20 protein-coding genes, 2 tRNA genes and 1 riboswitch are annotated in these 24,666 nt (G+C 69.5%); of the genes, 10 read left to right on the top strand and 12 right to left on the bottom strand.

Annotated elements, in window-relative coordinates; translation table 11 throughout:
- Positions 1-17: 17 nt before the first annotated feature.
- A tRNA-Lys gene (locus EOW65_RS01605) sits at positions 18-92 on the bottom strand.
- A 173-nt stretch (positions 93-265) separates the two neighbouring features.
- Positions 266-340, bottom strand: a tRNA-Lys gene (locus EOW65_RS01600).
- 335 nt (positions 341-675) lie between these two features.
- Here EOW65_RS01600 and EOW65_RS01595 point away from each other — a divergent pair.
- Together EOW65_RS01595 and EOW65_RS01590 are read left to right on the top strand one after the other, a co-directional pair.
- Entirely contained in the window at positions 676-1,038 is a 363-nt protein-coding gene (locus EOW65_RS01595) for a diacylglycerol kinase (protein WP_128147271.1), read from the top strand.
- A 264-nt stretch (positions 1,039-1,302) separates the two neighbouring features.
- Positions 1,303-2,094 carry a glycosyltransferase family 25 protein gene (locus EOW65_RS01590; RefSeq protein ID WP_164879958.1) on the top strand — a complete coding sequence of 264 codons (792 nt, stop codon included), beginning with the start codon at positions 1,303-1,305 and terminating at the stop codon, positions 2,092-2,094.
- Between the two features lie 31 nt (positions 2,095-2,125).
- Here EOW65_RS01590 and EOW65_RS01585 read toward each other — a convergent pair whose 3' ends face one another.
- From EOW65_RS01585 to EOW65_RS01565, 5 genes are all read right to left on the bottom strand, one after another.
- Complete coding sequence (locus EOW65_RS01585) at positions 2,126-3,364, bottom strand: pyridoxal phosphate-dependent aminotransferase (protein ID WP_128147269.1); 1,239 nt, start codon at positions 3,362-3,364, stop codon at positions 2,126-2,128.
- 8 nt (positions 3,365-3,372) lie between these two features.
- Entirely contained in the window at positions 3,373-4,884 is a 1,512-nt protein-coding gene (gene amaB / locus EOW65_RS01580; RefSeq protein ID WP_128147268.1) for an L-piperidine-6-carboxylate dehydrogenase, read from the bottom strand.
- Positions 4,885-4,906: 22 nt separating this feature from the next.
- Positions 4,907-6,325 (bottom strand): hypothetical protein, encoded by a 1,419-nt coding sequence (locus EOW65_RS01575; protein ID WP_128147267.1) that lies wholly within the window; start codon positions 6,323-6,325, stop codon positions 4,907-4,909.
- A 246-nt stretch (positions 6,326-6,571) separates the two neighbouring features.
- Positions 6,572-7,330, bottom strand: a complete 759-nt coding sequence (locus EOW65_RS01570) for an HpcH/HpaI aldolase family protein (RefSeq protein WP_128147266.1) — start codon at positions 7,328-7,330, stop codon at positions 6,572-6,574.
- A gap of 67 nt (positions 7,331-7,397) precedes the next feature.
- Positions 7,398-8,096, bottom strand: a complete 699-nt coding sequence (locus EOW65_RS01565) for a response regulator transcription factor (RefSeq protein WP_164879957.1) — start codon at positions 8,094-8,096, stop codon at positions 7,398-7,400.
- 89 nt (positions 8,097-8,185) lie between these two features.
- Here EOW65_RS01565 and EOW65_RS01560 point away from each other — a divergent pair, with 89 nt between their 5' ends.
- From EOW65_RS01560 to malQ, 3 genes are all read left to right on the top strand, one after another.
- Complete coding sequence (locus EOW65_RS01560; RefSeq protein ID WP_128147264.1) at positions 8,186-9,805, top strand: FAD-dependent monooxygenase; 1,620 nt, start codon at positions 8,186-8,188, stop codon at positions 9,803-9,805.
- A gap of 1 nt (position 9,806) precedes the next feature.
- Positions 9,807-9,989, top strand: a complete 183-nt coding sequence (locus EOW65_RS01555) for a hypothetical protein (protein WP_128147263.1) — start codon at positions 9,807-9,809, stop codon at positions 9,987-9,989.
- A 118-nt stretch (positions 9,990-10,107) separates the two neighbouring features.
- Entirely contained in the window at positions 10,108-12,105 is a 1,998-nt protein-coding gene (gene malQ, locus EOW65_RS01550) for a 4-alpha-glucanotransferase (protein WP_128147262.1), read from the top strand.
- A 3-nt stretch (positions 12,106-12,108) separates the two neighbouring features.
- On the opposite strand, the gene EOW65_RS01545 is transcribed toward malQ, so the two are convergent.
- Positions 12,109-13,077 carry an XdhC family protein gene (locus EOW65_RS01545; RefSeq protein WP_164879956.1) on the bottom strand — a complete coding sequence of 323 codons (969 nt, stop codon included), beginning with the start codon at positions 13,075-13,077 and terminating at the stop codon, positions 12,109-12,111.
- A gap of 251 nt (positions 13,078-13,328) precedes the next feature.
- On the opposite strand from EOW65_RS01545, the gene EOW65_RS01540 reads away from it, so the two are divergent.
- The 4 genes from EOW65_RS01540 to EOW65_RS01525 all read left to right on the top strand — a co-directional run bounded on the left by EOW65_RS01540 (position 13,329) and on the right by EOW65_RS01525 (position 19,042).
- The gene (locus EOW65_RS01540) at positions 13,329-14,627 is read left to right on the top strand and encodes a cytochrome c (RefSeq protein ID WP_128147260.1); all 1,299 of its coding nucleotides are present in this window, start codon (positions 13,329-13,331) and stop codon (positions 14,625-14,627) included.
- A 14-nt stretch (positions 14,628-14,641) separates the two neighbouring features.
- Positions 14,642-15,115: a (2Fe-2S)-binding protein gene (locus EOW65_RS01535; protein ID WP_128147259.1), complete on the top strand. Its 474-nt coding sequence runs from the start codon at positions 14,642-14,644 to the stop codon at positions 15,113-15,115.
- Positions 15,108-17,426, top strand: coding sequence for a xanthine dehydrogenase family protein molybdopterin-binding subunit (locus EOW65_RS01530; RefSeq protein ID WP_128147258.1), 2,319 nt, complete (start codon positions 15,108-15,110; stop codon positions 17,424-17,426). Before EOW65_RS01535 ends, EOW65_RS01530 begins: the two co-directional genes overlap by 8 nt.
- 149 nt (positions 17,427-17,575) lie before the next feature.
- On the top strand, positions 17,576-19,042 hold the full coding sequence (locus EOW65_RS01525) for a mannose-1-phosphate guanylyltransferase/mannose-6-phosphate isomerase (RefSeq protein ID WP_206364001.1): 1,467 nt from the start codon (positions 17,576-17,578) through the stop codon (positions 19,040-19,042).
- A 12-nt stretch (positions 19,043-19,054) separates the two neighbouring features.
- On the opposite strand, the gene EOW65_RS01520 is transcribed toward EOW65_RS01525, so the two are convergent.
- The 4 genes from EOW65_RS01520 to speB form a co-directional block, all read right to left on the bottom strand.
- Positions 19,055-20,668: an FMN-binding glutamate synthase family protein gene (locus EOW65_RS01520; protein ID WP_128147257.1), complete on the bottom strand. Its 1,614-nt coding sequence runs from the start codon at positions 20,666-20,668 to the stop codon at positions 19,055-19,057.
- A 159-nt stretch (positions 20,669-20,827) separates the two neighbouring features.
- Positions 20,828-21,865: a DUF475 domain-containing protein gene (locus EOW65_RS01515; RefSeq protein ID WP_394342725.1), complete on the bottom strand. Its 1,038-nt coding sequence runs from the start codon at positions 21,863-21,865 to the stop codon at positions 20,828-20,830.
- A gap of 116 nt (positions 21,866-21,981) precedes the next feature.
- Entirely contained in the window at positions 21,982-22,407 is a 426-nt protein-coding gene (locus tag EOW65_RS01510; protein ID WP_128147256.1) for a DUF1499 domain-containing protein, read from the bottom strand.
- Positions 22,404-23,372 carry an agmatinase gene (speB, locus tag EOW65_RS01505; RefSeq protein ID WP_128147255.1) on the bottom strand — a complete coding sequence of 323 codons (969 nt, stop codon included), beginning with the start codon at positions 23,370-23,372 and terminating at the stop codon, positions 22,404-22,406. Before speB ends, EOW65_RS01510 begins: the two co-directional genes overlap by 4 nt.
- 166 nt (positions 23,373-23,538) lie before the next feature.
- Positions 23,539-23,716: riboswitch (cobalamin riboswitch) on the top strand.
- 41 nt (positions 23,717-23,757) lie between these two features.
- Between speB and bluB the strand changes: the two genes are divergently transcribed.
- Positions 23,758-24,450 carry a 5,6-dimethylbenzimidazole synthase gene (gene bluB / locus EOW65_RS01500; RefSeq protein WP_128147254.1) on the top strand — a complete coding sequence of 231 codons (693 nt, stop codon included), beginning with the start codon at positions 23,758-23,760 and terminating at the stop codon, positions 24,448-24,450.
- Positions 24,451-24,666 lie beyond the last annotated feature (216 nt).

The following is a 24,666-nucleotide window of genomic DNA, read 5'->3' as shown; positions in this document are numbered from 1 at the left end:
TTCAAGAAAGGGGAGTTTGGTGAACCGGGAGGGTTTCGAACCCTCGACCCGCTGATTAAGAGTCAGCTGCTCTACCACTGAGCTACCGGTCCGGCGCCTTAATCGTTCTTTCCGGCGCGGAACGCAACCCCAAGATTTCGGCCGCGCAATTGCGCCGGCAGGGACTCGTCCGTGCACGCCCCCTGCCCGACCACACGAGCGGCGAAACTCCGGCCCGAAGCCGCGCGGCTCCGGCTTTCGGCTATGATTTTCACGAAAGGGGATTTGGTGAACCGGGAGGGTTTCGAACCCTCGACCCGCTGATTAAGAGTCAGCTGCTCTACCACTGAGCTACCGGTCCGACGCCTTAATCGTTCTTTCCGGCGCAGAACGCAACCCCTGAATGACAGTTTCATGCAAGGATTTTCACCGCTTGAAAAACCCCAGGGAAACAAGGGAAATCTCTTTGTTTCGCAAGATGTTCCCCCGCGCACCGAAGGTGCCGAAAAGGACCGTCCGGAGCTCGGCTTCGGGCGAATCAAGTGCCGCGGCGGCCCGCGGCCGGATCGGCTGCACAGCTCCGGCCTGCCGCTGCGCGCCGCCCCGCCGCTGCGACACCGTCGCCGCCGGTGCAGAAACTTCTGGCCCGCCCCGGCCGGCGCGCTTACCCTTCGCCCAGAGGATCAGGAGGGGAAAATGCTACGCTTCCTTTCATCCGAGCTCTGGCGGCTTCACAACACCGCCACCTGGTCGTGGAATGGCTGGATCGCCGCTTGGGCCACCGAGAAGTCGCTGCGGCAATGGACCGTGGCGCAGACGATCTCGGTCACGCTCGCCCTCGTGGTGCACATGAGCAGCGGCGAACGGGCGCTGATCATCGCGCTCGGGTTCCTGGTGCTGGCGGCAGAGCTGGCCAATACCGCGATTGAAACCATCGTGAACCGGATCAGCCCGGAACGCAGCGACATGGCGCGAAAGGCAAAGGACGTGGGCTCGGCAATGGTGATGTTCACCGCGATCTCGGTGGCGTCGGCCTGGCTCGTGGTGCTTGCCGCCTGAGCGCACATAAGGGACAGGGTGGGCAAGCGCAGCGGGGGTGCCCACGTGCCGCCCCGCGCCCCTATTCGAGGCCGGGCTTCCGGGTGCCGCCCGTTGACATCGGAACCGGCCAAAAATACAGAAACCGTGTATGTTTGCGGTCGCCGGGAACACCCCTTCCGGGAGCCCTCAATGCGGGCCCGCCGCGCCGTTCCGACGACGCCTCAGGATTCTCTTTTTCGGCCCGAGTTCCTTGATTCGAAACTGATTTCAGAAAGACATGCGATGATCTGCCAGTATATCAACCTCGACGAGGCGACGGCGCGGCGCGACTGGATGGAGACCTCCTTCGCCGCGATGGGGCTCAGCGCCAGCCGCATGCGCGCCGTGCGCATCGACGAGATCCCCGATCGCGACCCCGAGGTGAATATCGGCAACCTGATGCGGCGGCCCTGGATCGAGGCGGAAATCGCCTGCTTCCTGAGCCACCGGGAATGCTGGAAGCGCATCGCGGCGGGCGACGAACCGTTCGGCGCCGTCTTCGAAGACGACGTGCATTTCGCCCCGGGCGCTCCCGCCTTCCTGCGCGATGGGTCGTGGATCCCGCCCGGGGTCGAGCTGGTCAAGCTCGAAACGCTGCTGTCGAAGACGCTGCTCTCGAGACAGGCGCTTGCGGCGCAGGACCGGCTCTTGCGCCGGCTCGACGGGCTTCACCTCGGCGCGGCCGCCTATGTGCTGAGCCGCCCGGCAGCGCAACAGCTGCTTGCACGCTCGCGGCAGCTCGATGTTCCGGTCGATCACCTGATCTTCAATCCCGCGCAATATGGTCTGCGCTTCGCGCCCTGGCAGCTCTGCCCGGCGATCTGCATCCAGGACGACCGGCTGACCCCGGATGCCACCCGGCTCGGCTCGCAGATCAGCGAGACCTATCGTGGCCTGACGCCTAGCCCAAAGCCGAAAAGCCTGCTTGGCAAGCTTCACCGCGAGCTGACGCGCCCCCTGAAACAGGCGGCGCGCCTTTTGCAAGACCCCGCGCGCCTCGTGCAGAGACCGCGCCAGATCGTCCCTTTCCGCTGACCGCACGGGGGGCGGCGCCTCCCGGGTGGCCTCAGTGCGGCCGCGTCAGCGTGGCGCAGGCCCGGGTGATGCGTGCGAGCGCCTCGTGCAGCTCGGCCTCGGAGGTGGCGTAGGAGATCCGGAAATAGGGCGAAAGGCCGAAGGCCGCCCCCGGCACCATCGCCACGTCGGCCTCCTCGAGCAGCCAGGCGCAGAAGGCGCGATCGCAGTCGATGACCCGGCCCGAGGGCGTCACCGCCCCGATCAGCCCGGCACAGGAGGCGAAGGTGTAGAACGCCCCCTCGGGCACCCGGCACTCGATCCCCGCGATCGCGTTCAGCCCTGCGACGACCAGATCGCGGCGGCGCCGGAAGCTCTCGGCACGCTCGGCCAGAAGCTCCTGCGGCCCGGTCAGCGCCGCCAGTGCCGCCGCCTGGCTGATCGAGCTCGGACAGGAGGTCGACTGACTCTGCACCACCGCCATCGCCCGGATCAGCGCCTCGGGCCCGCCGGCATAGCCGATCCGCCAGCCGGTCATCGCATAGGCCTTGGAGACGCCGTTCACCGTCAGGATCCGGTCCTTCAGCCGCGGTTCGAGCGCCGCGGGGGTGACGAAGCGGAAGCCATCATAGGTGATGTGCTCGTACATGTCGTCGACCAGCAGCCACAGCCGCGGATGGGCAAGCAGCACATCGAGGAGCGGGCGATAATCGGCCTCGGCATAGGCCGCGCCCGTCGGGTTTGAGGGTGAATTCAGGATCACCCAGCGGCTGCGCGGGGTGATCGCCGCGGCCAGATCCCCGGGGCTCAGCCGGAACCCCTGCGCACCGTCGCAGGGCACCGCCACCGGCACCCCGCCGGCGATCCGCACGATATCGAAATACGAGGTCCAGCACGGCGTCGGGAGGATCACCTCGTCGCCCGGGTTCAGGCTCGCCATCAGTGCGTTGAACAGGATCTGCTTCGCGCCCGCGGCGACGGTGATCGCGCCGACCGGATAGTCGACGCCGTTCTCGCGGCGGAACTTCTCGGCGATCGCCGCCTTCAGCTCGGGCGTGCCGTCGAGCGCGGTGTATTTCGTCCGCCCCTCGGCCATCGCCTGCGCGGCACCGGCCTTGACGTGCTCGGGCGTGTCGAAATCGGGCTCGCCCGCACCGAGGATGATCGTCGGCCGGCCCGCGCGCTTCATCGCCGCGGCCCGCGCCCCGATCTGCAGGATCTCGGACACGCCAAGCGTGGCGATCCGATCGGCCGGGACGAACCCGGCCGTTTCAGGCATGTGAACGGTCATTTCCGGCCTCAGTCGATGTCGAAGGTGACGCCCTGGGCAAGCGGCAGCTCGCGCGAGAAGTTGATCGTGTTCGTGGCCCGGCGCATGTAGCCCTTCCACGCATCCGACCCGCTTTCGCGGCCACCGCCGGTTTCCTTCTCGCCGCCGAAGGCGCCGCCGATCTCGGCGCCCGAGGTGCCGATGTTGACGTTGGCGATGCCGCAATCCGAGCCGCGCGCCGACAGGAAGGTCTCCATCTCGCGCAGGTCGAGGGTGAAGATCGACGAGCTGAGGCCGGCGCCGACGGCATTATGCGCCTCGAGCACCGCGTCGAAATCGCTGTATTTCATCACATAGAGGATCGGCGCGAAGGTTTCCTCGAGCACGGGGCCCGCCTGTTCGGGCATCTCGACCAGCGCCGGGTGCACGTAATAGGCCGCGTCCGAGCCGATCGCCTCGCGCGCGCCGCCATGCACCGTGCCGCCCGCCGCGCGCGCCGCCGCAAGCGCGGCCTGCATCGCGTCGAAGGCCTGCCTGTCGATCAGCGGGCCGACCAGGGCCTGGGTTTCGAGCGGGTTGCCGACGGTGACGCTCGCATAGGCCTTGATCAGCCGCGGCACCAGCGCGTCATAAACGCTTTCATGCACGAAGAGGCGGCGCATCGTGGTGCAGCGCTGGCCCGCCGTGCCCATGGCGCCGAAGGCCACCGCGCGCAGCGTCATGTCGAGATCGGCCGAGGGGCAGACGATGCCGGCGTTGTTGCCGCCGAGTTCGAGGATCGAGCGGCCGAAGCGCGCCGCCACCTTCGGCCCGACGATGCGGCCCATCCGGGTCGAGCCGGTGGCCGAGATCAGCGCCACGTCCGGGCTTTCGACCAGCACGTTGCCGACATCGCCCGCCCCGATCAGCACCTGGCTCAGGTTCTCGGGCGCCGCACCGAAACGGGCGAGCGCACGGGCGAGGATCGCCTCGCAGGCAAGCGCGGTGAGCGGGGTCTTTTCCGACGGTTTCCAGATCACCGCATCGCCGCACACGAAGGCCAGCGCGCTGTTCCAGGCCCAGACCGCGACCGGGAAGTTGAAGGCGGTGATGACGCCGACGACGCCAAGCGGATGCCAGGTCTCCATCATCCGGTGGCCGGGGCGTTCGGTGGCGATGGTCAGGCCGTAGAGCTGACGGCTGAGGCCCACGGCAAAATCGCAGATGTCGATCATCTCCTGAACTTCGCCCTGGCCCTCGGACGGGCTCTTGCCGGCTTCGATCGAAACGAGCTTGCCAAGCGCCACCTTGTCGGCGCGCAGTTCCTCGCCCAGCAGGCGGACAAGCTCGCCGCGCTTCGGCGCGGGCACCAGACGCCAGGCCTTGAAGGCCTCCTTCGCGCGGGCGACGGCGGCGGCGGCGGTCTCGGGCGTGTCCGGGGTCAGCGCGGCGATCTCTTCGCCGGTCACCGGCGAGAAGCTCGGCATCGTGCCGGCCGTGGTGCGCGCGGCATCAACGCCAAGGGCTTCGAGCAGGCTCCGGGTTTCGGGTGCAAGCGACATGAGAGGTCCTTCCTGTGGTCTTTTATTCGAGGAAATAGGTCAGGCAGACGAGCGCCGCGGCGGCCGCGAGCCCGTAAAGGGTGAAGGCGCGGTTCACGCCGAAGGTGACGCGGGCGGGCAGCAGGCCCAGAACCCGGCCGGTGATGATCGACATCGCCGAGATCGGCGAGGCGGAGATGGCGAGCGCCCAGGCGAAGCACAGCGCAAGGGCCAGGGCGAGCGGATGGGCGGCGCCCACGGGGCCCGAGCCGAAGAGCTGCGCCGCCAGCACCATCACGATCGAATGCGGGATCATCGCGGCACCGGCGAGCGGGATCAGCACGAGGCAGCCGAGGATGACGGCCAGCGCCGGCAGCGCGCCGCTCTCGATCAGCGCGCCGACGCCAAGCGCGTTCAGCGCGACCGAGACACCCGCGCCGATCACCGCCGCGGCGAGGAAGATCGTCGCCTCGTTCGCCATCGTGGCGGAGGCTTCTGAGAGGGCGTCGAGGGGGCGCTGCCCCCCTGCCCCGCGCGCCGCAGGCTCGAGGCGCGGCCAGAGGACGGCAAGGAGCGGCAGCACCAGACAGGCGGCGGTGAGAAAGCTGACATCCAGTGCCCGGTGCAGCCCGAGGGTGACGGCAATCAGCCCCGCCACCGCGGCAAGGATCGCGGCAAGCGCCCGGTCCCCGCCCGGCACCGCCTCGCGCTCGGGATCGGGGGCGCCCGCGCCACGATCGAGCAGCAGACCACCCGCCGAGACCAGCATCGCCGCGCCGAAGCTGAGCGCGAGGAAGAGCACCGGATCGAGGCCCGGGATCGCCGAGGTGACGATGGCAAAGCCGACGCCGATCGGGTTCCACACCGTCATCATCAGCGTGCCGCGCAGCGCGGCCAGCGCCACCGGCGCCGGGTCGATGCCGGGCTTGCCCTCGGCCTTGGCACGGGCGGCATGGTCGGCGGCGATGTCCGACATCATGCCGATGGTGCCGATGTTGAACAGCACCGACAGGAACTGCGCGCCGAAGGTCATCGCAAGGGCGCGCAGCCGCGCCGGATAGGCGAAAAGCCGCGCCGCCGCGGCGCCGATCACCTTCGAGGCGCGCACCGGCGCCCGGATCAGGCCAAGCGTGGTCAGGAAGGCCGAGAAGGCGGTGCCCTGAAACAGCGCGCGGTGCATCGCCGGCAGCGCCTCGGGCGCAAGGATCGCGACGAGCGCCGCCACCACCAGCGCACCGAGCGCGAAGCGGCGCGCGATGCGCTGCACCTGCGGCAACCGGATCAGCGCGAGCATCACCGCGGCCGCGGCCGCCAGCCAGTCGAGAAAACCAAGGCCGGGCAGGAACCGCCCGCCCACCTGCCCCGCGACAAGCGCGCCGATCATCACCACGGCGAGCCCGCCGGCGATCCGGTGCAGCGGCAGCGCCCCGGTCCGGGGCCAGATCCGCGGCACGCCGATCACCCGTTCCTCCGCACCCGGAGGGGGCGTGCGGCGCCGGCCATGCCGGGGAGCGAGAGCGGAAGGAGGGGAGACGTCATTCTGTATGTGCCGCGTCAGGTGGATGCCTGAAGCGGAATACGCCTTTTCCGCCGGCCCTGCATAATGACGAATCCGGCGGAGTTGATGCGCCCGGGGAATGAGGGCCGGGAATGAGGGGCTGAGCGCTTCGCGTGCCGGGCCCGCCCGCGCGGCAGGCCCGGCCGAAGGTCAGAAGCCCGCGCGCAGGGCGCGCAGCCCGGTGCCCAGCACGCCGACATCGGTGCCGACGGCCAGGAAGGCGACGCCCTGCTCGGCATAGCGCCGGGCCACCGCCGGATCGGTCGACAGGATCCCCGCCGCCCGGCCCGCGGCGCGGATGCGCGCGATCGCGTCGCGGATCGCATCCTGCACCTCGGGCGCGGCGCTGTTCGTGCCGTGCCCCATGTCGGCGGTCAGATCGGCCGGACCGATGAAGACGCCGTCCACCCCCTCGACCGTCAGGATCTCGTCGAGCGCGGCAAGGCCCTTGCGGTTCTCGACCTGCACCAGCAGGCAGACCTCGTCATTCGCGGTGGCAAGGTAATCGCCGATCGCGCCATAGCCGGTGGCGCGGCCGAGCATCGCGCCGACGCCGCGCACGCCCGCGGGCGGATAGAGCATCGAGCGCACCGCCTCGCGCGCCTGTTCGGCGCTTTCGACCATCGGCACCAGAATCGTCTGCGCCCCGATGTCGAGCATCTGCTTGATCCGCGCGCGGTCGTCGTCGCGCACCCGCACCACCGGATGGGTGCGCTCGGCCACCGCGCGCAGCTGGTCCATCACGTCGCGCAACCCGTTCGGCCCGTGTTCGCCGTCGATCACCATCCAGTCGAAGCCGCAATGCGCGGCAAGCTCGGCCACCGAGGCATCGGCCAGCGAGACCCACAGGCCGATCTGCGTCTCGCCGGTCTTCAGCCGGGCCTTGAAGGGGTTGTGCGGTGCGGGCATCGGAAATCCTCGTCTGGGTCGTTGCGGCGCCACCCTAGCGCGGGATCGGCCGGAACCGAAGCCCCCCTCAGTCCTGCCGGCAGATCGCGAAGAGCGCGCCGCGCGAGGTGATGCCGAGCTTGTCATAGGCACGCTTGCGATAGGTGGCGACGGTGGCGGGCGACAGCGCCAGCTCGGCCGCGATCGTCTCGGCCTTCTTGCCGGCCAGCACCCCCAGACAGACCTCGCGCTCGCGCTCGCTCAGCGCGGCAAGGGCCGGCGGCAGGGCCGAAGGCGCGCGCGCCTCGGCATCGAGCAGCACAAGCCGGCCGACCAGTTCGGCAAGCTCCGCATCGAGCCGCCCGGCCTCGCCCTCGCCATGATAGAAGTTCACGAAGAGGCGCCGGGTCGCACCCGCAGCCAGCACGCTCAGCTTGCCCGCCAGCCCCGGCCGGGCGAACAGCGCCTCCCAGTAGTCGGGATCGACGCCCGCGCTCTCCGCCCCGAGCCCGCGCAGATGCAGCGATCCCGGGGCGAGCGACAGAAGCTCGGCCAGCAGCGGATCGCGGCGGAAGGCGCCGTCGAGGTAATGCGCCGCCATCGCCTCGCCGACATGACCGGCCGAATAGTTGCACGACAGCAGGCAGCGGGCGCGATCGGCACGGACGTCAAAGACCATCACCTGTCGCGCCCCGGTGCGCTGCGCGAGATCGAGCAGATGCGTTGCACAACCCGCCTCGCCAAGGTTCGCAAGACAGGCCCCGATCAGACCGTAGACACCGCTCATCCGTCCTCTCCTGTCCCCTGCTTTGAAGGACATACCCGCCCGCCCCCGCGCGGTAAACAGGGGCGGGAGACAGTTTCAGGGAGGACGGCATGAGACCCGCAGGCCGCGCGGACACCGCATCGCTTTATTTCACCTATCCGCAATTCGAAGCGCCCAAGGGCGCGGCGCGCGCCGGGCTTGCGCGCGACGTCGCCGTCGCCATCGTCGGCGCCGGCCCCGTCGGCATGGTCGCGGCGCTGACGCTCGCCCAACAGGGCATCGCCTCGGTGCTGATCGAGGCGAAGGACAGCTTCAACGACGGAAGCCGGGCGATCTGCATCGCGCGGCAAAGCTATGCCATCCTCGACTGCCTCGGCGTGGTCGCGCCCTTCCTCGAGAAGTCGCTCGGCTGGACCACGGGGCGCAGCTTCTACCGCGGCCAGCAGATCCTCGAGTTCCACATGCCCGACGGGCCCGAGGAAAAGTTCCGCCCGATGTACAACCTCGAACAGCAGTTCATCGAGGCCTATCTGTGGCAGGCAATCGAGGCCACCCCGCTGATCGAGACGCGCTGGCGAAGCCGGCTCGAGGGGATCGAGATCGGCGACAGTGGCGCGCGGCTGACCGTCGCCGACCCCGAGGGAAGCTACAGCTTCCACGCTGACTGGGTTCTGGCCGCCGACGGCGCGCGCAGCGCCGTGCGCTCGCAGCTTGGCCTGCGCCTGCAGGGGCGGAATTTCGAGGGCCGCTATGTCATCGCCGACGTGCAGATGGATCACGACTATCCGACGATCCGCCGCGCGCTGTTCGCCCCGGCCTGCCGGCCCGGCGCGACGGTGCTCATTCACCGACAGCCCGACAACATCTGGCGCATCGACTATCAGCTTGGCGATGACGAGGACCCGGCCGAGGCGGTGCGCGAGGAGGTCGTGCGCGACAGCGTCGCCGCGGTGCTGGCCGAGATCGGCCACACGGGCCCGTGGGAGCTTGAATGGTGGTCGATCTACTCGGCCAACACGCTGGCGCTTGACGACTACCGCAAGGGCCCGGTGATCTTCATCGGCGACAGCGCCCATATCGTGCCGATCTTCGGCGTGCGCGGGCTGAACAACGGCATCGCCGACGCCCATAACATCGGCTGGAAGCTCGGCCATGTGCTGACCGGCAAGGCCGGGGCGGCGCTGATTGACAGCTACACCCCCGAGCGGCGCGGCGCGACGCTTGATGTCTTTGCCAATGCCTCGAAAAGCGCGCGCTTCATGACGCCGCCCACCCGCGGCTGGCAGATCCTGCGCGATGCGGCGCTTGGCCTCGCCCTCACCCACCCCTTCGCGGGCGAACTTGCCAATCCGCGGCAGATGACGCCCTTCACCTATGCCGAAAGCCCGGCCGTGCTGCCCGACGATGCGGGCTTTGCCGCGGGCCCCGCGCCCGGGGCGGCGATGATCGAGGCGCGGGTGGGGGCCGGGTTCCTGTCGGACCGGCTGGCCCGCGGCGGCTTCACGCTGGTCTGCTTCGACCCCACCCTTGCCCGCGCGGTCGAGGCCCTGCCCGGCACCCCCGCCGTTGCCTGCCTGCCCTGGCCCTCCGCCGCGGCCGACCGGCTTGGCGCCGGGCACGGGGCTGCCTATCTCGTGCGGCCCGACCTGCATGTCGGTGCGCGCTGGCAGGCGGCCACCGCCGAGGCCGTGCGCACCGCGCTCGACAACCTGTGCTTCCGGGAGGTGTGAGATGACCCCGCACGAGATCGAACAGGTCTACGAGGCGCTGGCCGAGGGGATCGACCGCGCCGCGCCCGAGGCGCCCGAGCTCTACCTCGCCCGCGCCTGCCTGCTGCTGGCGCGCGCGCTGCCCTCGGCCGAGGCAGCGCTGGCCGCGATCGCCGCGGCGGGCATGACGAGCACGGCGGACTGAGCCGCCCCCGGACGGGGACGAACCGGCGCGCTGCACCGCAGCGCCCCGTTGCCGCCCGCCCGGGGGCCAGCTATGCTTGCTCGATGGCGCGGCACGCGGGCCGGGCAGCGGAGGAATGATGACCCCGATCGAAGAGATTGCCGAGGCGGCCGGTGTCGCCCGGATCTGGCACGACATCTTCGGATCGGAGCAGGTGATCCCGGAGGCGCGGCTGGCGCCGGTCCTTGCGGCGCTCGGCTATCCGGTCGGCTCGGCAGCCGAGATTGCGCGAAGCCGCGACCGGCTGGCCAGCGAGGCGGCGACGCCGCCCGCGATGATCATCACCGAGACCGGGATCGAGACCGCGCTCCCCGCGACGCTGCCGCAGGGCGTCGGGGCGCTGCTGGTGGCCGAGGACGGCACCAGCCGGCCGATTGCCTTGACGAACGGCCGGCTCGCCGCGGTGACCGAGCCCGGCTATTACCGGCTGGTTCTCGGCAAGACCGAGCTGACGCTCGCCGTCGCGCCGCCCACCTGCCACGGCATCGACGCCCTCGGCGACCGTCACTTCTGGGGCCCGGCGGTGCAGATCCCGGCCTTGCGCGGCGCCACCCCCACCCCCTTCGGCACCTTCAGCGAGCTGGCGGAGGCGGCGCACCTGTTTGCGGCGCGCAGGGCCGATGCAATGATGATCAACCCGGTGCATGCGCTCTTTCCCGGCCACGGCGCGGGCTACAGCCCCTATTCGCCGTCGAGCCGGCTGTTCCTGAACACCGCGATGGCGGACCCGGCCCTTCTGGGCCTGCCGCCGCTGCCCGCTGCCCCGGGTGGTGCGTTGATCGACTGGGCCGGCGCCCTGCCCGCGCGCCACGCTGCGCTGCGGGCGAGTTTCGCCACGCTCGATGCCGAAACTCGCGCCCGCATCGCCGCCGACAGCGCCGCCGAAGGGCCCGGCCTGCGCCGCCATGCGATCTTCGACGCGCTCGACAGCCGGTTCCGCCCGATCGGTGCGGATGGCTGGCGCGCCTGGCCCGCGGCCTTCCACGACCCAGACGGGGTGGCGGTGGCCGATTTTGCCCGCGAAGAAGCCGAGGAGGTCGAGTTCCACCTCTTCACCCAATGGCTTGCCCGCGAGGGGCTGGCGGCGGCCCAGGCCGCAGCGCGCAAGGGCGGCATGGCGATCGGGCTCATTGCCGACCTCGCCGTCGGGGTGCATGGCGCGGGCAGCGACAGCTGGTCGCTGCGCGGCCAGATGCTCGACGGGCTGACGATCGGCGCTCCGCCCGACCCGCTCGGACCGCAGGGGCAGAACTGGCTGCTGAGCAGCTTCTCGCCGCGAGGCCTGCGCGAGAGCGGCTATGCCCCCTTCATCGCGATGCTGCGCGCGACACTCGCCCGCGCCGGCGGGCTGCGCATCGATCATGCCTTTGGCCTCGCCCGGCTCTGGGTCGTGCCCGCCGGGCAAGGCTCTCCCGAGGGCGCCTATCTGCGCTATCCGTTCGAGGACCTGCTGCGGCTGACCGCCCTTGAAAGCCACCGCGCGCAGGCGCTGATCGTGGCCGAGGATCTGGGCACCCGCCCCTTCGGCTTTACCGCGGCGATCGAGGCGAGGAAGATGCTGGGGATGCGGGTGCTGTGGTTCGAGCGCGCGGCCGATCAGGGCTTCATCGGGCCGCAGGATTACGCGCCGATGAGCCTGGCGATGACCGGCACGCATGACACGGCGACGGTGGCGGGCTGGTGGACCGGGCGCGATCTCGACTGGGCCGAGCGGCTGCACCGCCTCGCTCCCGGAGAAAGCCGGGCCGCTGCCGACGCGCATCGCGCCTGGGACCGCGGCCGGCTCTGGGGAACGATCGGCGGCGGCGCGCCCTGCCCCGCGGTCGACGACCCGGCGCCGGTGGTTCGGGCTGCGCTGCGCCACCTGGGCCACACTGCCTCGCGACTGGCGCTTGCCCCGCTCGAGGATCTGCTGGCGCTGCGCGAGCAGCCGAACCTGCCCGGCACGCTTGACGAGCATCCGAACTGGCGCCGCCGCCTCGGGGCGCCGCTTGCCGATCTGCTCGACGACCCGGCCACCGCGGAACGGGTCGAGACCCTCGCCGCGGCCCGCACCGAGGCCTTCCCGGGGCATTGAGCCTCAGCCGGCGACGACCGCCTCGGCCAGAACCTCGGCCAGCACCGAGGCCGCAAGCGTGCGCGCGTCGCGGGTCGAGGGGATCACCCCGATCGGGCCGCGCAGCCGGGCGAGATCGGCCTCGGCCACACCCGCCGCGCGCAGCCGGGCAAGCCGGTTCTCCGCCGTGCGCCGGCTGCCCTGCGCGCCGACATAGAAGGCGCGGCTCGCCAGCAGGTGGCACAAGATCGCGGGCTCCCAGTCGTGATCGTGGAAGAACAGCACCCCGGCGGTGAAGGCATCGAGCGCGACCTGTTCGACGGCCGAGGGCTGCGGCAGGTGCACGACCGTGGCGCCCCGGCCCGCAAGCGGTGCGAGTGTCTCGCTGTCGGGCGAGGCAAGCACCGTCTCGTAGCCCGCCCCCGCGACCATGCGCGCGAAGGCCACGGCCTCGGGCCCCTTGCCGAAGACGGCAAAGCGCGGATCGGGCAGGACGCGCAGCACCAGCTCGGCGCCGGTGTCGGGGGCGACGCTCAGCCCGGCACCGGACACGGCCAGCGAAAAGGGTTCGCGCGAGGCCAGCCGTGCCCGCAGGTCGGCCAGCACATCGGCCGAGGGCGCCGGCAGCACGAGGATGTCGAGCCCGCCGCCGCAGGGCAATGTCAGGTCGATGAAGGGCGAGCCCGCGCCATAGCGCAGCCGCCGCAGGCCGCCCGCGCGCGCCACAGCTTTCGCATGTTCGGCGATGTCGGCATCGATGCAGCCCGAGGACAGCGTGCCGGCCACCGCGCCGTCGCGGCCGAGCACCATCGTCGCCCCCACCGGGCGATAGGACGCCCCCTCGGTGCGCAGGATCAGCGCGAGCGCGGCCGGCCGCCCGGCGGACACCGCGAGCGGCAGGTCGCTTGCCCGGATCGTGGCCCGCGCCGCAGGCGCCCCCGTCCCGGCTCCCGGCATCGCGGCGGCGGCCCGCCGCAGGTCCTGTTGCTGCATGGTCATTTCCCCGTCTGGGCATCCCGATCCGGCACAGATGGGCGGGGCGCCCGCCTGCGACCATAGGACACGGTGTGACGCCCCGTCCAGCCTGTCTCGGGATTGAGACAGTCCCCTGCACAAAGCCCGACAGGCGCAAGATTTTTCTCCTCCGCATTGGTTGACGCGGGGGGGCGTTGCGCTATTTCGTCGCAGGTTATCTGGGTCTCTTTCCCGGATTCTCCCGACAAAGACCAAGGATTGATGCCCTGATGCTTAAATCCACGCTCTCCATTCTGGCAGGTGCCGGCGTTCTCGCCCTCGCCGGCTTCGGAATCTATGCGTATCACTCGCCCTATGCCGTCGAGCCACCCTCGGCCCGCCCGGCCTTCGACCCGGCCCAGGTGGAACAGGGGCGCATCCTCGCCGCCGCGGGCTATTGCGCCACCTGCCACACCGCAGCGGGCGGCGCGCCCTATGCCGGCAACTTCCCGGTGACCACCGACTTCGGCACCATCTACGCCTCGAATATCACGCCCGACCCGGAGACGGGGATTGGCAATTGGTCGAAGGCCGCATTCCGGCGCGCCATGCACGAGGGCGTCGACCGCGAGGGCCGCCACCTGTTCCCGGCCTTCCCCTTCGACCATTTCACCAAGATGACCGATGCCGATGTCGATGCGGTCTATGCCTATCTGATGACCGAGGTCGCCCCGGTGAAGGAAGCGACGCAGGCGCCGACCATCCCCTTCCCGCTGAACCAGCGGATCCTGCAGGCGGGCTGGAAGCTGCTCTTCGTCGATTTCGGCCGCTACGCCGACGATCCGTCGAAATCGGCCGAATGGAACCGCGGCGCCTATCTGGTCGAGGGCGTCACCCATTGCGGTGCCTGCCACACGCCGCGCAACAAGGTCGGCGCCGAGGAGAAGAGCGCGCGCTTTGCCGGCGCGACGATCGACGCCTGGAGCGCGCCGGCACTGACCGCGGCGAACCCCTCGGCGGTGCCGTGGACGGCCGCGGACTTCACCCGCTACCTCTCGACCGGCGCGGGCACCTATCACGGCATCGCCGCGGGCCCGATGGCGCCGGTGGTGCATGCCGGGCTGCGCGAGCTGCCGGAAAGCGACCTGACGGCGATCGGCGTCTATCTGGGCAACGTCGTGGGCGCGCCCGAGGCGGACCCGGCCGCGAGCCCCGCCGTGCAGGCAAGCCTGGCCGCCGGCCGCCCCGATCCCGCCTGGCGCGCCGATGAGGGCGAACGGCTTTACGCCACCGCCTGCGCCGCCTGCCACTACAACGCCGAAAGCATCGTCGCCGAACGGCCCGAGCTGGGCATCAACTCCTCCACTCGGCTCGACGATCCGTCGAACCTGATCCATGTGATCCTCGACGGGGTGTCCTCGGCCGAGGGCACGCCCGGGGTGGTGATGCCCGCCTTCCGCGACGCGCTTTCCGATCAGCAGATCGCCGCGATCGCCGCCTACCTGCGCGACAAACGCGCCGACCTCGCCCCCTGGACCGACCTCGAGACGCGCGTGGCGCAGATCCGGGCGCACCAGGGGACGCATTGACGAGGACAGATGAGATGATCGAATTCAGCATCAACGGACGCGCCGTCAGCGTCGACGTCGATCCCGATACCCCGCTGCTGTGGGTGATCCGCGACGAGGTCGGGCTGACCGGCACCAAATTCGGCTGCGGCATCGGCATGTGCGGTGCCTGCACCGTCCATGTCGGCGGGCGCGCGACGCGCTCGTGCATCACCCCGGTCTCGGACGTGGCCGGGGCCGAGATCACCACGATCGAGGGGCTCGACCCGGCGGGCGAGCACCCGCTGCAGCAGGCCTGGCGCGAGCTGAAGGTGCCGCAATGCGGCTACTGCCAGTCGGGCCAGATCATGCAGGCCGCGGCCTTCCTCAAGGACATCCCGAACCCGACGGATGCCGACATCGACGCGGTGATGACCGGCAACCTGTGCCGCTGCATGACCTACAACCGGATCCGCGAGGCGGTGCGCGAAGCCGCGGCCGCAATGCGAGGGGAGAAGACCAATGGCTGACACCTTGCATTTCCCACCCCACAAGCGCGCCCTGCCCGACCTGAGCCGGCGCGGCTTCCTGGTGTCGCTCTGCGCCGTGGGCGCCGTTTTCGGCTTCCCGAAACCGGGCGCCGCGGCGATGGACCCGGCAGCGCCGGACGGCTTGCCGGTCGCGGCCGTGGGCGCGACCTACGAGCCGGCGATCTGGTACTGGATCGACACCAAAGGCATCGTCAACGTCAACATCATCCGCGCCGAGATGGGCCAGCATGTGGGCACCGCCATCGCCCGGATCCTCGCCGACGAGCTCGGTGCGAACTGGGATGACGTGCGCATCACCCATGTCGACACCGACCCGAAATGGGGCCTGATGGTCACCGGCGGCAGCTGGTCGGTGTGGCAAAGCTGGCCGGTCTATCGCCAGGCGGGCGCCGCGGGCCGCGTGGCGCTGGCCGAGACCGCCGCATTGCTCTGGGGCGTTGACGCCTCCGAGGTCAGCGTGGCGAACGGCCTGGTCACCGCCGCCGGCAATTCCGCAAGCTTCGGCGAACTGGTCGCTGCGGGTATCACCCGCAGCTTCACCGAAGACGAGCTGAAGGCGCTGCCGCTCAAATCGGCGGACGAGCTGACGCTGGTCGGCAAGGAGGTCACCGCGCTCGACATCGCCAACAAGACCACCGGCGCGACGATCTACGGCATCGACGCACAAGCCGAGGGCATGGTGCACGCCGTGCCGCTGCTGCCGCCCACCCGCTATGGCTCGGTCATCACCGCGATCGACGACAGTGCGGCGAAATCGGTGAAGGGCTATCAGCAGACGCTGAAACTCGAGGATCCGTCCGAGACCGTGCAGGGCTGGGCGATGGTCATCGCCGACAGCCACTGGGCCGCGGTCAAGGCCGCGAAGGCCGTCAAGGTCAGCTGGACGCCGGGCCCGGCAGCCACCGTCGACGAGGCGCAAATCCAGGATTACGGCCGCAAGCTGATCGCGGATGAAAGCACCGGCGCGCTCCTCGACACCGGCGACAGCAATGTCGATCCGGTCTTTGCCAAGGCCGCCGATGTGTTCGAGGCGGAATACACCACCGCCTCGGTGCTGCACTTCCAGCTTGAGCCGCTGAACGCGCTCGCCTTCCGCAATGCCGCGGGCGTATGGGAGGTCCACACGGGCAACCAGTGGCAGTCGCTTGCCCTGCCCTGGCTGCAGACCGCGCTCGGCGTCGGCGACGGCGAGGTGGTGATGCGCAGCTACATGCTGGGCGGCGGCTTCGGGCGGCGACTGAACGGCGATTATGCCGTTCCGGTGGCGCTGGCCTCGAAGATGCTCGACGGCAAGCCGGTGAAGATGGTGATGTCGCGCGAGGCGGACGTTGCCTTCGACAGCCTGCGCGCGCCGTCGGTGCAGCATCTGAAGATGGCCTTCGACGCCGATAAGGCCGTGATCGCGATGGACAGCGCCGTCACCGCGGGCTGGCCGACGAAGGTGATGGTGCCCGGCTTCATGCCGAAGGGCACGAATGGTGAACCCTACGACCCCTTCGCCGCCGATGGCCTCGATCACTGGTATGACGTCGGCGCACAGCGCGCCCGCGCGATCTCGAACGATCTCGCGGAAAGCACCTTCCGGCCGGGCTGGCTGCGCTCGGTCTCGCCCGGCTGGATCAACTTCGCGGTCGAGAGCTTCATGGACGAGGCCGCGCGCCACATCGGCGCCGATCCGCTGCAGTTCCGGCTCGACCATTTCCGCGCCACCGGCCGCAACGCCGGCGAGGCGCCGAATGCGACCGGCGGCGCGACGCGGCAGGCGAATGTGCTGCGCCGGGTGGCGGAGCTGTCGGGCTATGGCAAGGGCGGGCTGCCCGACGACACCGCGGTGGGCATTGCCACCACCTATGGCCAGTCGCGCTCGATGCCGACCTGGGTCGGTGGTGCGGCGCAGGTGCATGTCGACCGCGCCTCGGGCCGGGTCGAGGTGCAGAAGATCTGGCTGGTGGTCGATTGCGGCACCGTGGTCGACCCGAACGGCGCGAAGGCGCAATGTGAGGGCGCGGCGCTGTGGGGCCTGTCGATGGCGCTCTTCGAGGGCACCGAGATCGCGGCCGGCCTGCCGCGCGAGCGCAACCTCGACAGCTACACGCCGCTGCGGATGATCGACACGCCAGAGGTGGTGGTCGAATTCGTCGAAAGCACCGAGGTGCCGACGGGGTTGGGCGAGCCCGGCACCACCGTCGTCGCCCCGGCGATCGCGAACGCGATCTTCGAGGCGGTCGGCGTGCGGATGCGACATCTGCCGATCACCCCCGCCGAGGTGCTTGCGGCGCTGGCCGGCTGAGACGGGACAGCGATGCAGGGGCGCGCCACCGCGGGCGCGCCCTTTTTCATGCCGCGCGCGCACAACCTGCGCGTGTGCGAAATCTGTTGCCAGAATGCCCATTTTCTGGCCTGATCGGAAAAAGTCCTTTTGTCCGAAAGGGCCTGCAGATGATTCATCCGTGCATTCTGTGCGGCGGGTCCGGCACGCGGCTGTGGCCTCTCTCCCGCAAGAGCTATCCCAAGCAGTTCGTCGCCGTCACCGGCGAGGAGACCCTGTTCCAGGCCACGGCACGGCGTCTGTCGGGGATCTGCGGCACAGAGCCGCTCGCGCCGCCGCTGATCCTGACCCATGCCGATTTCCGTTTCATCGCCAGCCAGCAGCTGGGCGAGGCCGGGATCGAAGCCGGCACCATCCTGCTCGAGCCCGAGAGCCACAACACCGCCCCCGCGGTGCTGGTCGCGGCATTGCAGCTGCAGGCCTGCGACCCCGAGGCGGTGCTGCTGGTCGCGCCCTCGGACCATCGCATCCCCGATGCCGCAGCCTTCCGCGCCGCCGTCGCACGCGGGCTGCCGGCGCTCGCCAAAGGCCGGATCGTCACCTTCGGCATCCGACCGATCCGGGCCGAGACCGGCTATGGCTGGCTTGAGCTGAACGCCGAGGCGGAGGGGACCGGCGACGGGCCGGCGCCGCTTGCCCGTTTCGTCGAAAAGCCCGCGCCCGAGGAAGCCGCGGCGATGCTGCGCAGCAACCGCTTCCTGTGGAATGCCGGGATCTTCCTGTTCCGCGCCGCCGACATGATCGCCGCCTTCGAGGCACATGCTCCGGCGCTGATCGCGCCGGTGCGCGCCGCCCTCGCCGGCGCCACGCTCGATCTCGATTTCCTGCGCCTCGCGGCCGCCCCCTGGAAGGCCACTGCCGCGATCTCGCTCGATTACGCGGTGATGGAGCCGGCGCGCAATCTCTCGGTCGTCCCCTATGCCGGCAGCTGGTCCGACCTTGGCACATGGGATGCGGTCTGGTCGGAATGCGCGCGCGACGCCTGCGGCACCGGCTGCCAGGGCACCGCCGATGCGATCGACTGCGAGAACAGCCTGCTGCGCTCGGACAGTGCCGAGGTGCGGCTCGTCGGCATCGGGCTGCGCGACGTGATGGCGATTGCCACCCGCGACGCGGTGCTGGTGGCGCATCGCTCGCGCACGCAGGAGGTCGGGGCGGCGGTGGCGCTGCTGCATGCGCAAGGCGCGCAGCAGGCGACGCAGCTGCACACCGACCACCGCCCTTGGGGCCGCTATGAATGCCTGTCGAAGGGAGATCGTTTTCAGGTCAAGCGCATCCACGTCCGCCCGGGTGGCATGCTGAGCCTGCAGTCGCACCACCACCGGGCCGAGCACTGGATCGTGGTCGAGGGCACGGCGAAGGTGACGATCGACGGCGAGACCCGGCTGCTGAGCGAGAACCAGTCGGTCTATGTGCCGCTCGGCGCGGTGCACCGGATGGAGAACCCGGGCAAGGTTCCCGTGGTGCTGATCGAGGTGCAGACCGGCGCCTATCTCGGCGAGGATGACATCATCCGCTACGAGGACCTTTATGCGCGCGAGGCGCAGCCAGAGCCGGAGCGGCTGCGCCGGCTCTAGCGCGGCGGCAGATCACACGCCGCTGTCGAAGGGCTCGAAAGCCTCGGGCCGGGCCCGGCGCCAGCGTTTCAGATAGCCGAAGCGGTCGTCGTCCTCGCGCAGCAGGAAGCCCTCGGGCATGTAGGGATAGACCTCGTCGCCGACCACCATGTTGCGGTCCTTCTCGCGCATCATCAGGTGATGCGGCAGGAAGCCGCCCGGATGGTCGAGCCCGGCGGCGCCGGTCATCTCGGCCAGCGCCTTCAGCGTGTTGCGGTGGAAATTCGCCACCCGCTGAGCCTTGTCGGGCACCACCAGCGCGCGCGAGCGCGCCTTGTCCTGCGTCGCCACCCCCACCGGGCAGCGGTTGGTGTGGCACGACTGCGCCTGGATGCAGCCGATTGAGAACATGAAGCCACGCGCCGAATTCGCCCAGTCGGCGCCAAGCGCCAGCGCCTTGGCGATGTCGAAGGCCGAGATCAGCTTGCCCGAGGCGCCGATCTTCACCCGCTCGCGCAGACCCGCGCCGCGCAGGGTGTTGTGCACGAAGGTCAGCCCCTCGACCAGCGGCATCCCCATGTGGTTCGAGAATTCAAGTGGCGCCGCGCCGGTGCCGCCCTCCTTGCCGTCGACGACAATGAAATCCGGGGTGATGCCGGTCTCGAGCATCGCCTTGACGATGCACATGAACTCGCGCCGGTGCCCGACGCAGAGCTTGAATCCCACGGGCTTGCCCTGCGACAGCTCGCGCAGCTGGCGGATGAAGGCCATCATCTCGAGCGGCGTCGAGAAGGCCGAATGCGAGGCGGGCGAGATGCAGTCGACCCCCATCGGCACATCGCGTGCCTCGGCGATCTCGGGGGTGATCTTCGCCGCCGGCAGCATGCCGCCATGGCCGGGCTTGGCGCCCTGGCTCAGCTTGATCTCGATCATCTTCACCTGCGGGTCGGTGGCCAGTTTGGCAAACTTCTCCGGGTTGAAGGAACCGTCGTGGTTGCGGCAGCCGAAATAGCCCGAGCCGAGTTCGTAGATCAGATCGCCGCCACCCGCGCGGTGATAGCGCGAGATCCCGCCCTCGCCGGTGTCATGGGCAAAGCCGCCCGCCTTCGCGCCGCGGTTCAGCGCCTCGATCGCGTTCGAGGAGAGCGCGCCGAAGCTCATCGCCGAGATGTTGTAGATCGAGGCGGAATAGGGCTGCGAGCAGTCCGGCCCGCCGATCGTCACCCGGAAGTCGGTATCGGCGATGTGGCGCGGCCGGATCGAATGGGTCAGCCACTGATAGCCCGAACCATAGACCTGCATCTTGGTGCCGAAGGGGCGCGCATCCTCGACGTTCTTCGCGCGCTGGTAGACGATCGAGCGTTCCTCGCGCGAGAAGGGTTCCTCGTCGGAATCGCTCTCGATCAGATATTGCCGGATCTCGGGGCGGATCTCCTCGAACAGGAAGCGCAGGTGCCCGATCACCGGGTAGTTGCGCAGGATCGAGTGTTTCGTCTGGATGATGTCGCGCACGCCCATCACCGCGAGCGCCCCGAACACCAGCACGCCAAGCCAGAACCAGGCGGAATGCGCCAGTCCGAAAAGGCTTGCGATGCACAGGATGACGCACAGCGCCAGCGGCAGGTAGCGCTTATAGAGCTTGCCCATGGGATCTCCTCACTTCCCGGCGGGCGGGCGGCCCGACGCGGATTCGTCCTCCGGCCGGACTTTGGCCCGCCTCGGCGTCGGTGTCGAGGCGCGCGATGGCCAGCGCGGGGCCGAAACCGCCATTGCGGCACCCCCGACTTGCCAGGACGGCAGGCGCGCTCAGGTCGCCTCGTGGTGGCGGCGGAAGCGCAGCGAGGAGAAGAAGGCCAGCCCGATCAGCACCGCCCCAAGCAGGCCAGTGACGACCTCGGGCACATGCATCATCGTCTGCAGGAACATGATGAGGCTGAGGATCAGGATCGACCAGAAGGCGCCGTGTTCGAGATAGCGGAACTCGGCAAGGGTGTTCTTCTCGACCAGCATGATCGTCATCGAGCGCACGTAAAGCGCGCCGATGCCGAGGCCGATCGCGATCAGGAACAGATTCTGAGTCAGCGCGAAGGCGCCGATCACCCCATCGAAGCTGAACGAGGCGTCGAGCACCTCGAGATAGAGGAAGGCGCCAAGGCCCGCCCGCGCCGTCTCGGCGGCGAGCGAGGCGCGGTCGAGCACCTGGCCCAGCACCTCGACGGCGAGGAAGGTCAGAAGCCCCGCCACCGCGGCGAACAGGAAATTGCCCTCGGTGCGCGGCGGCAGCAGCCAGACGAAGAGCAGCACCACCGCCAGCACGAAGCCGATCTCGAGCCCGCGGATCGAGGCGCAGGCACGCAGCCGTCGCTCGAGCGCGGCGATCCAGTCGATCTCCTTGCCCTCGTCGATGAAATAGGTCAGCGCCACCATCATCAGGAAGGCCCCGCCGAAGGCCGCGATCGAGACATGGGCCGAGCCGACGATGCGGGCGTATTCGGCAGGCCGGGTGGCAGCGAGATCCAGCGCCTCGAACGGGCCGATGCCGGCGGCGATCACCACGATCAGCAGCGGGAAGAGGATGCGCATGCCGAAGACGGCGATGACGATGCCCCAGGTCAGGAAGCGGTGCTGCCAGACCGGGCTCATGTCCTTCAGCCGGTTGGCGTTGACGATCGCGTTGTCGAAGGAGAGCGAGACCTCGAGCACCGCCAGCACCGCGGCGATCAGCAGGAACGAAAACGCGCCCGCCGCGCTGTGCGAATAGCCCCAGCCCAGCCAGAAGGCGAGCGCGAGCCCCACCGCCGTCAGTGCAAAGGCCCAACGGAAGTAATGATACATGTCGCGCATGATGGCTTGCCTCGCAGTCCTGCTGCGCAGGAGATAAGAGTGCACCCCCCCGGCTGCAAGGCTGGCAGCGCAACGGCGCGCCGGCGTGCCCTTGCCGCAACAGCCGCCCGGCCCGCTCAGTGCACCCCGGCGCGGGCGAGCCAGCCCTCGATCCGGCTGCGGTTGCAGCCGAAATCGAAGGGCCCGAAAACGAGATGACCGCGCACATGCACGCGGTCACCCTCGATCCAGAGATTGGAGATGTCGGGCAGGCCCCAGAGCGCCGAGCGGGTGACGACGGTGACGAGCCCCTCCTCGACGCTGCCCTCGATCAGCGCAGTGCGCGGCGTCGCCTCGACCACGGCCACCAGCGCGGCAAGTGTCGCCTTCGGCTCGGTCACCTGGCGCACCGCCTCGAAGCCGCTCGCAACCGGCCAGTCGCCCACCCCATGCGCCGAATCCATCCGGTGATAGAGATCGGCCGGCAGCGGCGCGAGGCGCACCCAGGCCCCGAAGGCAAGCACGGCCAGAAGCAACAGTGCGGCGGCAAGGCGCAGGATCATGCGCGCCCCCGCCGGGTCCAGCCGTAAAGGGCGATCAGCTCCATCGTCACATGGGCGCCGGCGATCGCAGTAGCGCCGGTGGTGTCATAGGGCGGCGAGACCTCAACCACGTCGCCGCCGACCAGATTGATGCCGGCGAGCCCGCGCAGGATCGCCGCCGCCTGCCACGAGGCCAGCCCCCCCCAGACCGGGGTGCCGGTGCCGGGCGCAAAGGCCGGATCGAGGCAGTCGATGTCGAAGGTGATGTAGCACGGCCGATCGCCCACCACCGCCTTGATCCGCGCCACGGTCTCGGCCACGCCCGCCTGATGCACGAAGGGCGCATCCAGAATGGTGACGCCGCAGGTGTCGGGGTTGTCGGTGCGGATGCCGACCGAGACCGTGGTCTCGGGCGCCACCACGCCGGTCTTCAGCGCCTTGTAGAGGAAGGTGCCGTGGTCGATCCGGCTCATGTCGTCATCGGCCCAGGTGTCGGAATGGGCGTCGAACTGGATCAGCGCCACGGGGCCGAATTTCGCGGCATAGGCGCGCAGGATCGGCAGCGTGATGAAGTGATCGCCGCCGAGCGTGATGCTGCCCGCGCCGGCGGCGAGGATGCCCGCGACATGCGCCTCGACCCGGCCCGGGAAGGAGGGCGTGTGGGCATAGTCGAAGGCCAGATCACCATAATCGACGACCGCCATCTCGGAGAGCGGATCATAGCCCCAGCCGAAGGGCGCGTCGGGCGCCTGCAGCGCCGAGGCCTCGCGGATCGCGCGCGGGCCGAAGCGGGTGCCGGGCCGGTTCGTCACCGCCTGGTCGAAGGGCACGCCGGTGATTGCCAGATCGACGTCGGTCAGATCCTTGGTATAGCGCCGGCGCAGGAAGCTGGTGGCACCGCCGAAGGTATTCTCGAAGGCAAGCCCGCGCGCATCCGCACGGGTGAAAGCCATGTCGACCTGGGTCTTCGCGTCCTCGAGTGCCATCTGGTTCTCCTGTCTCGCGCCCTAGCTGAACCGACAGTGGCAAAAGGTCAAGCATGGGCGCGGCGGCAGGCGTGGGGGGGAGCCAAAGACGGTCCGGACGGAACGGCCCAATACCGCCCCGGAGTCTGCGAGATTGAATGTCCGTTTGCGTGCCGCCTCCGCTCGCGAGATAAGGGCATCGTCAGGTGCCCCCTTGGGGGAGAATCGGGAAGCCGGTGCAAATCCGGCGCGGGCCCGCCGCTGTATCGGGGATCGTTTGGCACAAGCCACTGGGGCAGCCCCCGGGAAGGCGCCATGACGAGATGATCCGGAGCCAGAAGACCGGCCTGATGTCATTGCGCCTCGGGGTGGAGCCCGCGGCGCCCTGAATTATCCGAGGCTCAAGATGCCCCTCACTATACCTGCCGAAGCTGCGGTTCCGCAGCCCGCCCGCCAGTTCGACGACCGCGAACGTCAGACGCTTTACGACATCATCGACGCCCGCCGCGACGTTCGGAACGAGTTCCGCCCCGATCCGGTCGATCCTGCCGCCCTCCGGCGCATTCTCGCAGCCGCGCATGCCGCGCCCTCGGTCGGCCTGATGCAGCCGTGGGACTTCCTCCTGATCCGCGACCCGGACCGGCGCGCCGAGGTCCATGCCGCCTTCCTCCGTGCGAACGCCGAGGCGGAAGAGATGTTCGACGGCGACCGCAGGGCGCTTTACCGGTCGCTGAAGCTCGAGGGGATCCTGACCGCGCCGCTGAACATCTGCGTGACCTGTGACCGGAGCCGAGGCGGGAAGGTGGTTCTGGGCCGGACCCACAATCGTGACATGGATCTCTATTCGACGGTCTGCGCCGTGCAGAACCTGTGGCTGGCCGCCCGCGCGGAAGGTGTGGGGATCGGCTGGGTTTCGATCTTCCGGCCGGAAGACCTGCGCGGCCTGCTTGGCATCCCGGACCACGTGGAAATCGTTGCCTATCTTTGCGCAGGCTATGTCGACGACCTTTACACGAAGCCAGAGCTTGAAGCCCGGGGCTGGCGCAAGAGGCTGGAGCTCGAGAGCGTGATCCATGAAAACGGCTGGCCCGCACTGTAGCTGCAAGCCGGCGGTGTCGCCGCCTTCCGCCGACATTCGCGCAACATCCGACAAGGTCCGCGGCCAGTCGGGGCTTAGGCTCCGGACCCTGAGCACCTCCCCGAAAATTGGACAGTGACGGAAGCTACGATCTGACGTCTGCTGGTCTCCAAGAACGAGGAGATCAGAACATGTCGAAACGCAGAAATCACGACGCGGGCTTCAAGGCTCGCGTGG

This window comes from Paenirhodobacter ferrireducens, assembly GCF_004022265.1.
Taxonomy (GTDB): Bacteria; Pseudomonadota; Alphaproteobacteria; order Rhodobacterales; family Rhodobacteraceae; genus Rhodobacter; species Rhodobacter ferrireducens.
The sequence above is the reverse complement of the archived record's forward strand: the minus strand, read 5'-3'. Positions and strand labels throughout refer to the sequence as shown.

What these genes read in the sequence shown, in the direction of transcription:
- EOW65_RS01595 (WP_128147271.1), top strand. Translation starts at nt 676, where the DNA reads ATGCTACGCTTCCTTTCATCCGAGCTCTGGCGGCTTCACAACACCGCC.
- EOW65_RS01590 (WP_164879958.1), top strand. Translation starts at nt 1,303, where the DNA reads ATGATCTGCCAGTATATCAACCTCGACGAGGCGACGGCGCGGCGCGAC.
- EOW65_RS01585 (WP_128147269.1), bottom strand. Translation starts at nt 3,364, where the DNA reads ATGACCGTTCACATGCCTGAAACGGCCGGGTTCGTCCCGGCCGATCGG.
- amaB (WP_128147268.1), bottom strand. Translation starts at nt 4,884, where the DNA reads ATGTCGCTTGCACCCGAAACCCGGAGCCTGCTCGAAGCCCTTGGCGTT.
- EOW65_RS01570 (WP_128147266.1), bottom strand. Translation starts at nt 7,330, where the DNA reads ATGCCCGCACCGCACAACCCCTTCAAGGCCCGGCTGAAGACCGGCGAG.
- EOW65_RS01565 (WP_164879957.1), bottom strand. Translation starts at nt 8,096, where the DNA reads ATGAGCGGTGTCTACGGTCTGATCGGGGCCTGTCTTGCGAACCTTGGC.
- EOW65_RS01560 (WP_128147264.1), top strand. Translation starts at nt 8,186, where the DNA reads ATGAGACCCGCAGGCCGCGCGGACACCGCATCGCTTTATTTCACCTAT.
- EOW65_RS01555 (WP_128147263.1), top strand. Translation starts at nt 9,807, where the DNA reads ATGACCCCGCACGAGATCGAACAGGTCTACGAGGCGCTGGCCGAGGGG.
- malQ (WP_128147262.1), top strand. Translation starts at nt 10,108, where the DNA reads ATGACCCCGATCGAAGAGATTGCCGAGGCGGCCGGTGTCGCCCGGATC.
- EOW65_RS01545 (WP_164879956.1), bottom strand. Translation starts at nt 13,077, where the DNA reads ATGCAGCAACAGGACCTGCGGCGGGCCGCCGCCGCGATGCCGGGAGCC.
- EOW65_RS01540 (WP_128147260.1), top strand. Translation starts at nt 13,329, where the DNA reads ATGCTTAAATCCACGCTCTCCATTCTGGCAGGTGCCGGCGTTCTCGCC.
- EOW65_RS01535 (WP_128147259.1), top strand. Translation starts at nt 14,642, where the DNA reads ATGATCGAATTCAGCATCAACGGACGCGCCGTCAGCGTCGACGTCGAT.
- EOW65_RS01530 (WP_128147258.1), top strand. Translation starts at nt 15,108, where the DNA reads ATGGCTGACACCTTGCATTTCCCACCCCACAAGCGCGCCCTGCCCGAC.
- EOW65_RS01525 (WP_206364001.1), top strand. Translation starts at nt 17,576, where the DNA reads ATGATTCATCCGTGCATTCTGTGCGGCGGGTCCGGCACGCGGCTGTGG.
- EOW65_RS01520 (WP_128147257.1), bottom strand. Translation starts at nt 20,668, where the DNA reads ATGGGCAAGCTCTATAAGCGCTACCTGCCGCTGGCGCTGTGCGTCATC.
- EOW65_RS01515 (WP_394342725.1), bottom strand. Translation starts at nt 21,865, where the DNA reads ATGCGCGACATGTATCATTACTTCCGTTGGGCCTTTGCACTGACGGCG.
- EOW65_RS01510 (WP_128147256.1), bottom strand. Translation starts at nt 22,407, where the DNA reads ATGATCCTGCGCCTTGCCGCCGCACTGTTGCTTCTGGCCGTGCTTGCC.
- speB (WP_128147255.1), bottom strand. Translation starts at nt 23,372, where the DNA reads ATGGCACTCGAGGACGCGAAGACCCAGGTCGACATGGCTTTCACCCGT.
- bluB (WP_128147254.1), top strand. Translation starts at nt 23,758, where the DNA reads ATGCCCCTCACTATACCTGCCGAAGCTGCGGTTCCGCAGCCCGCCCGC.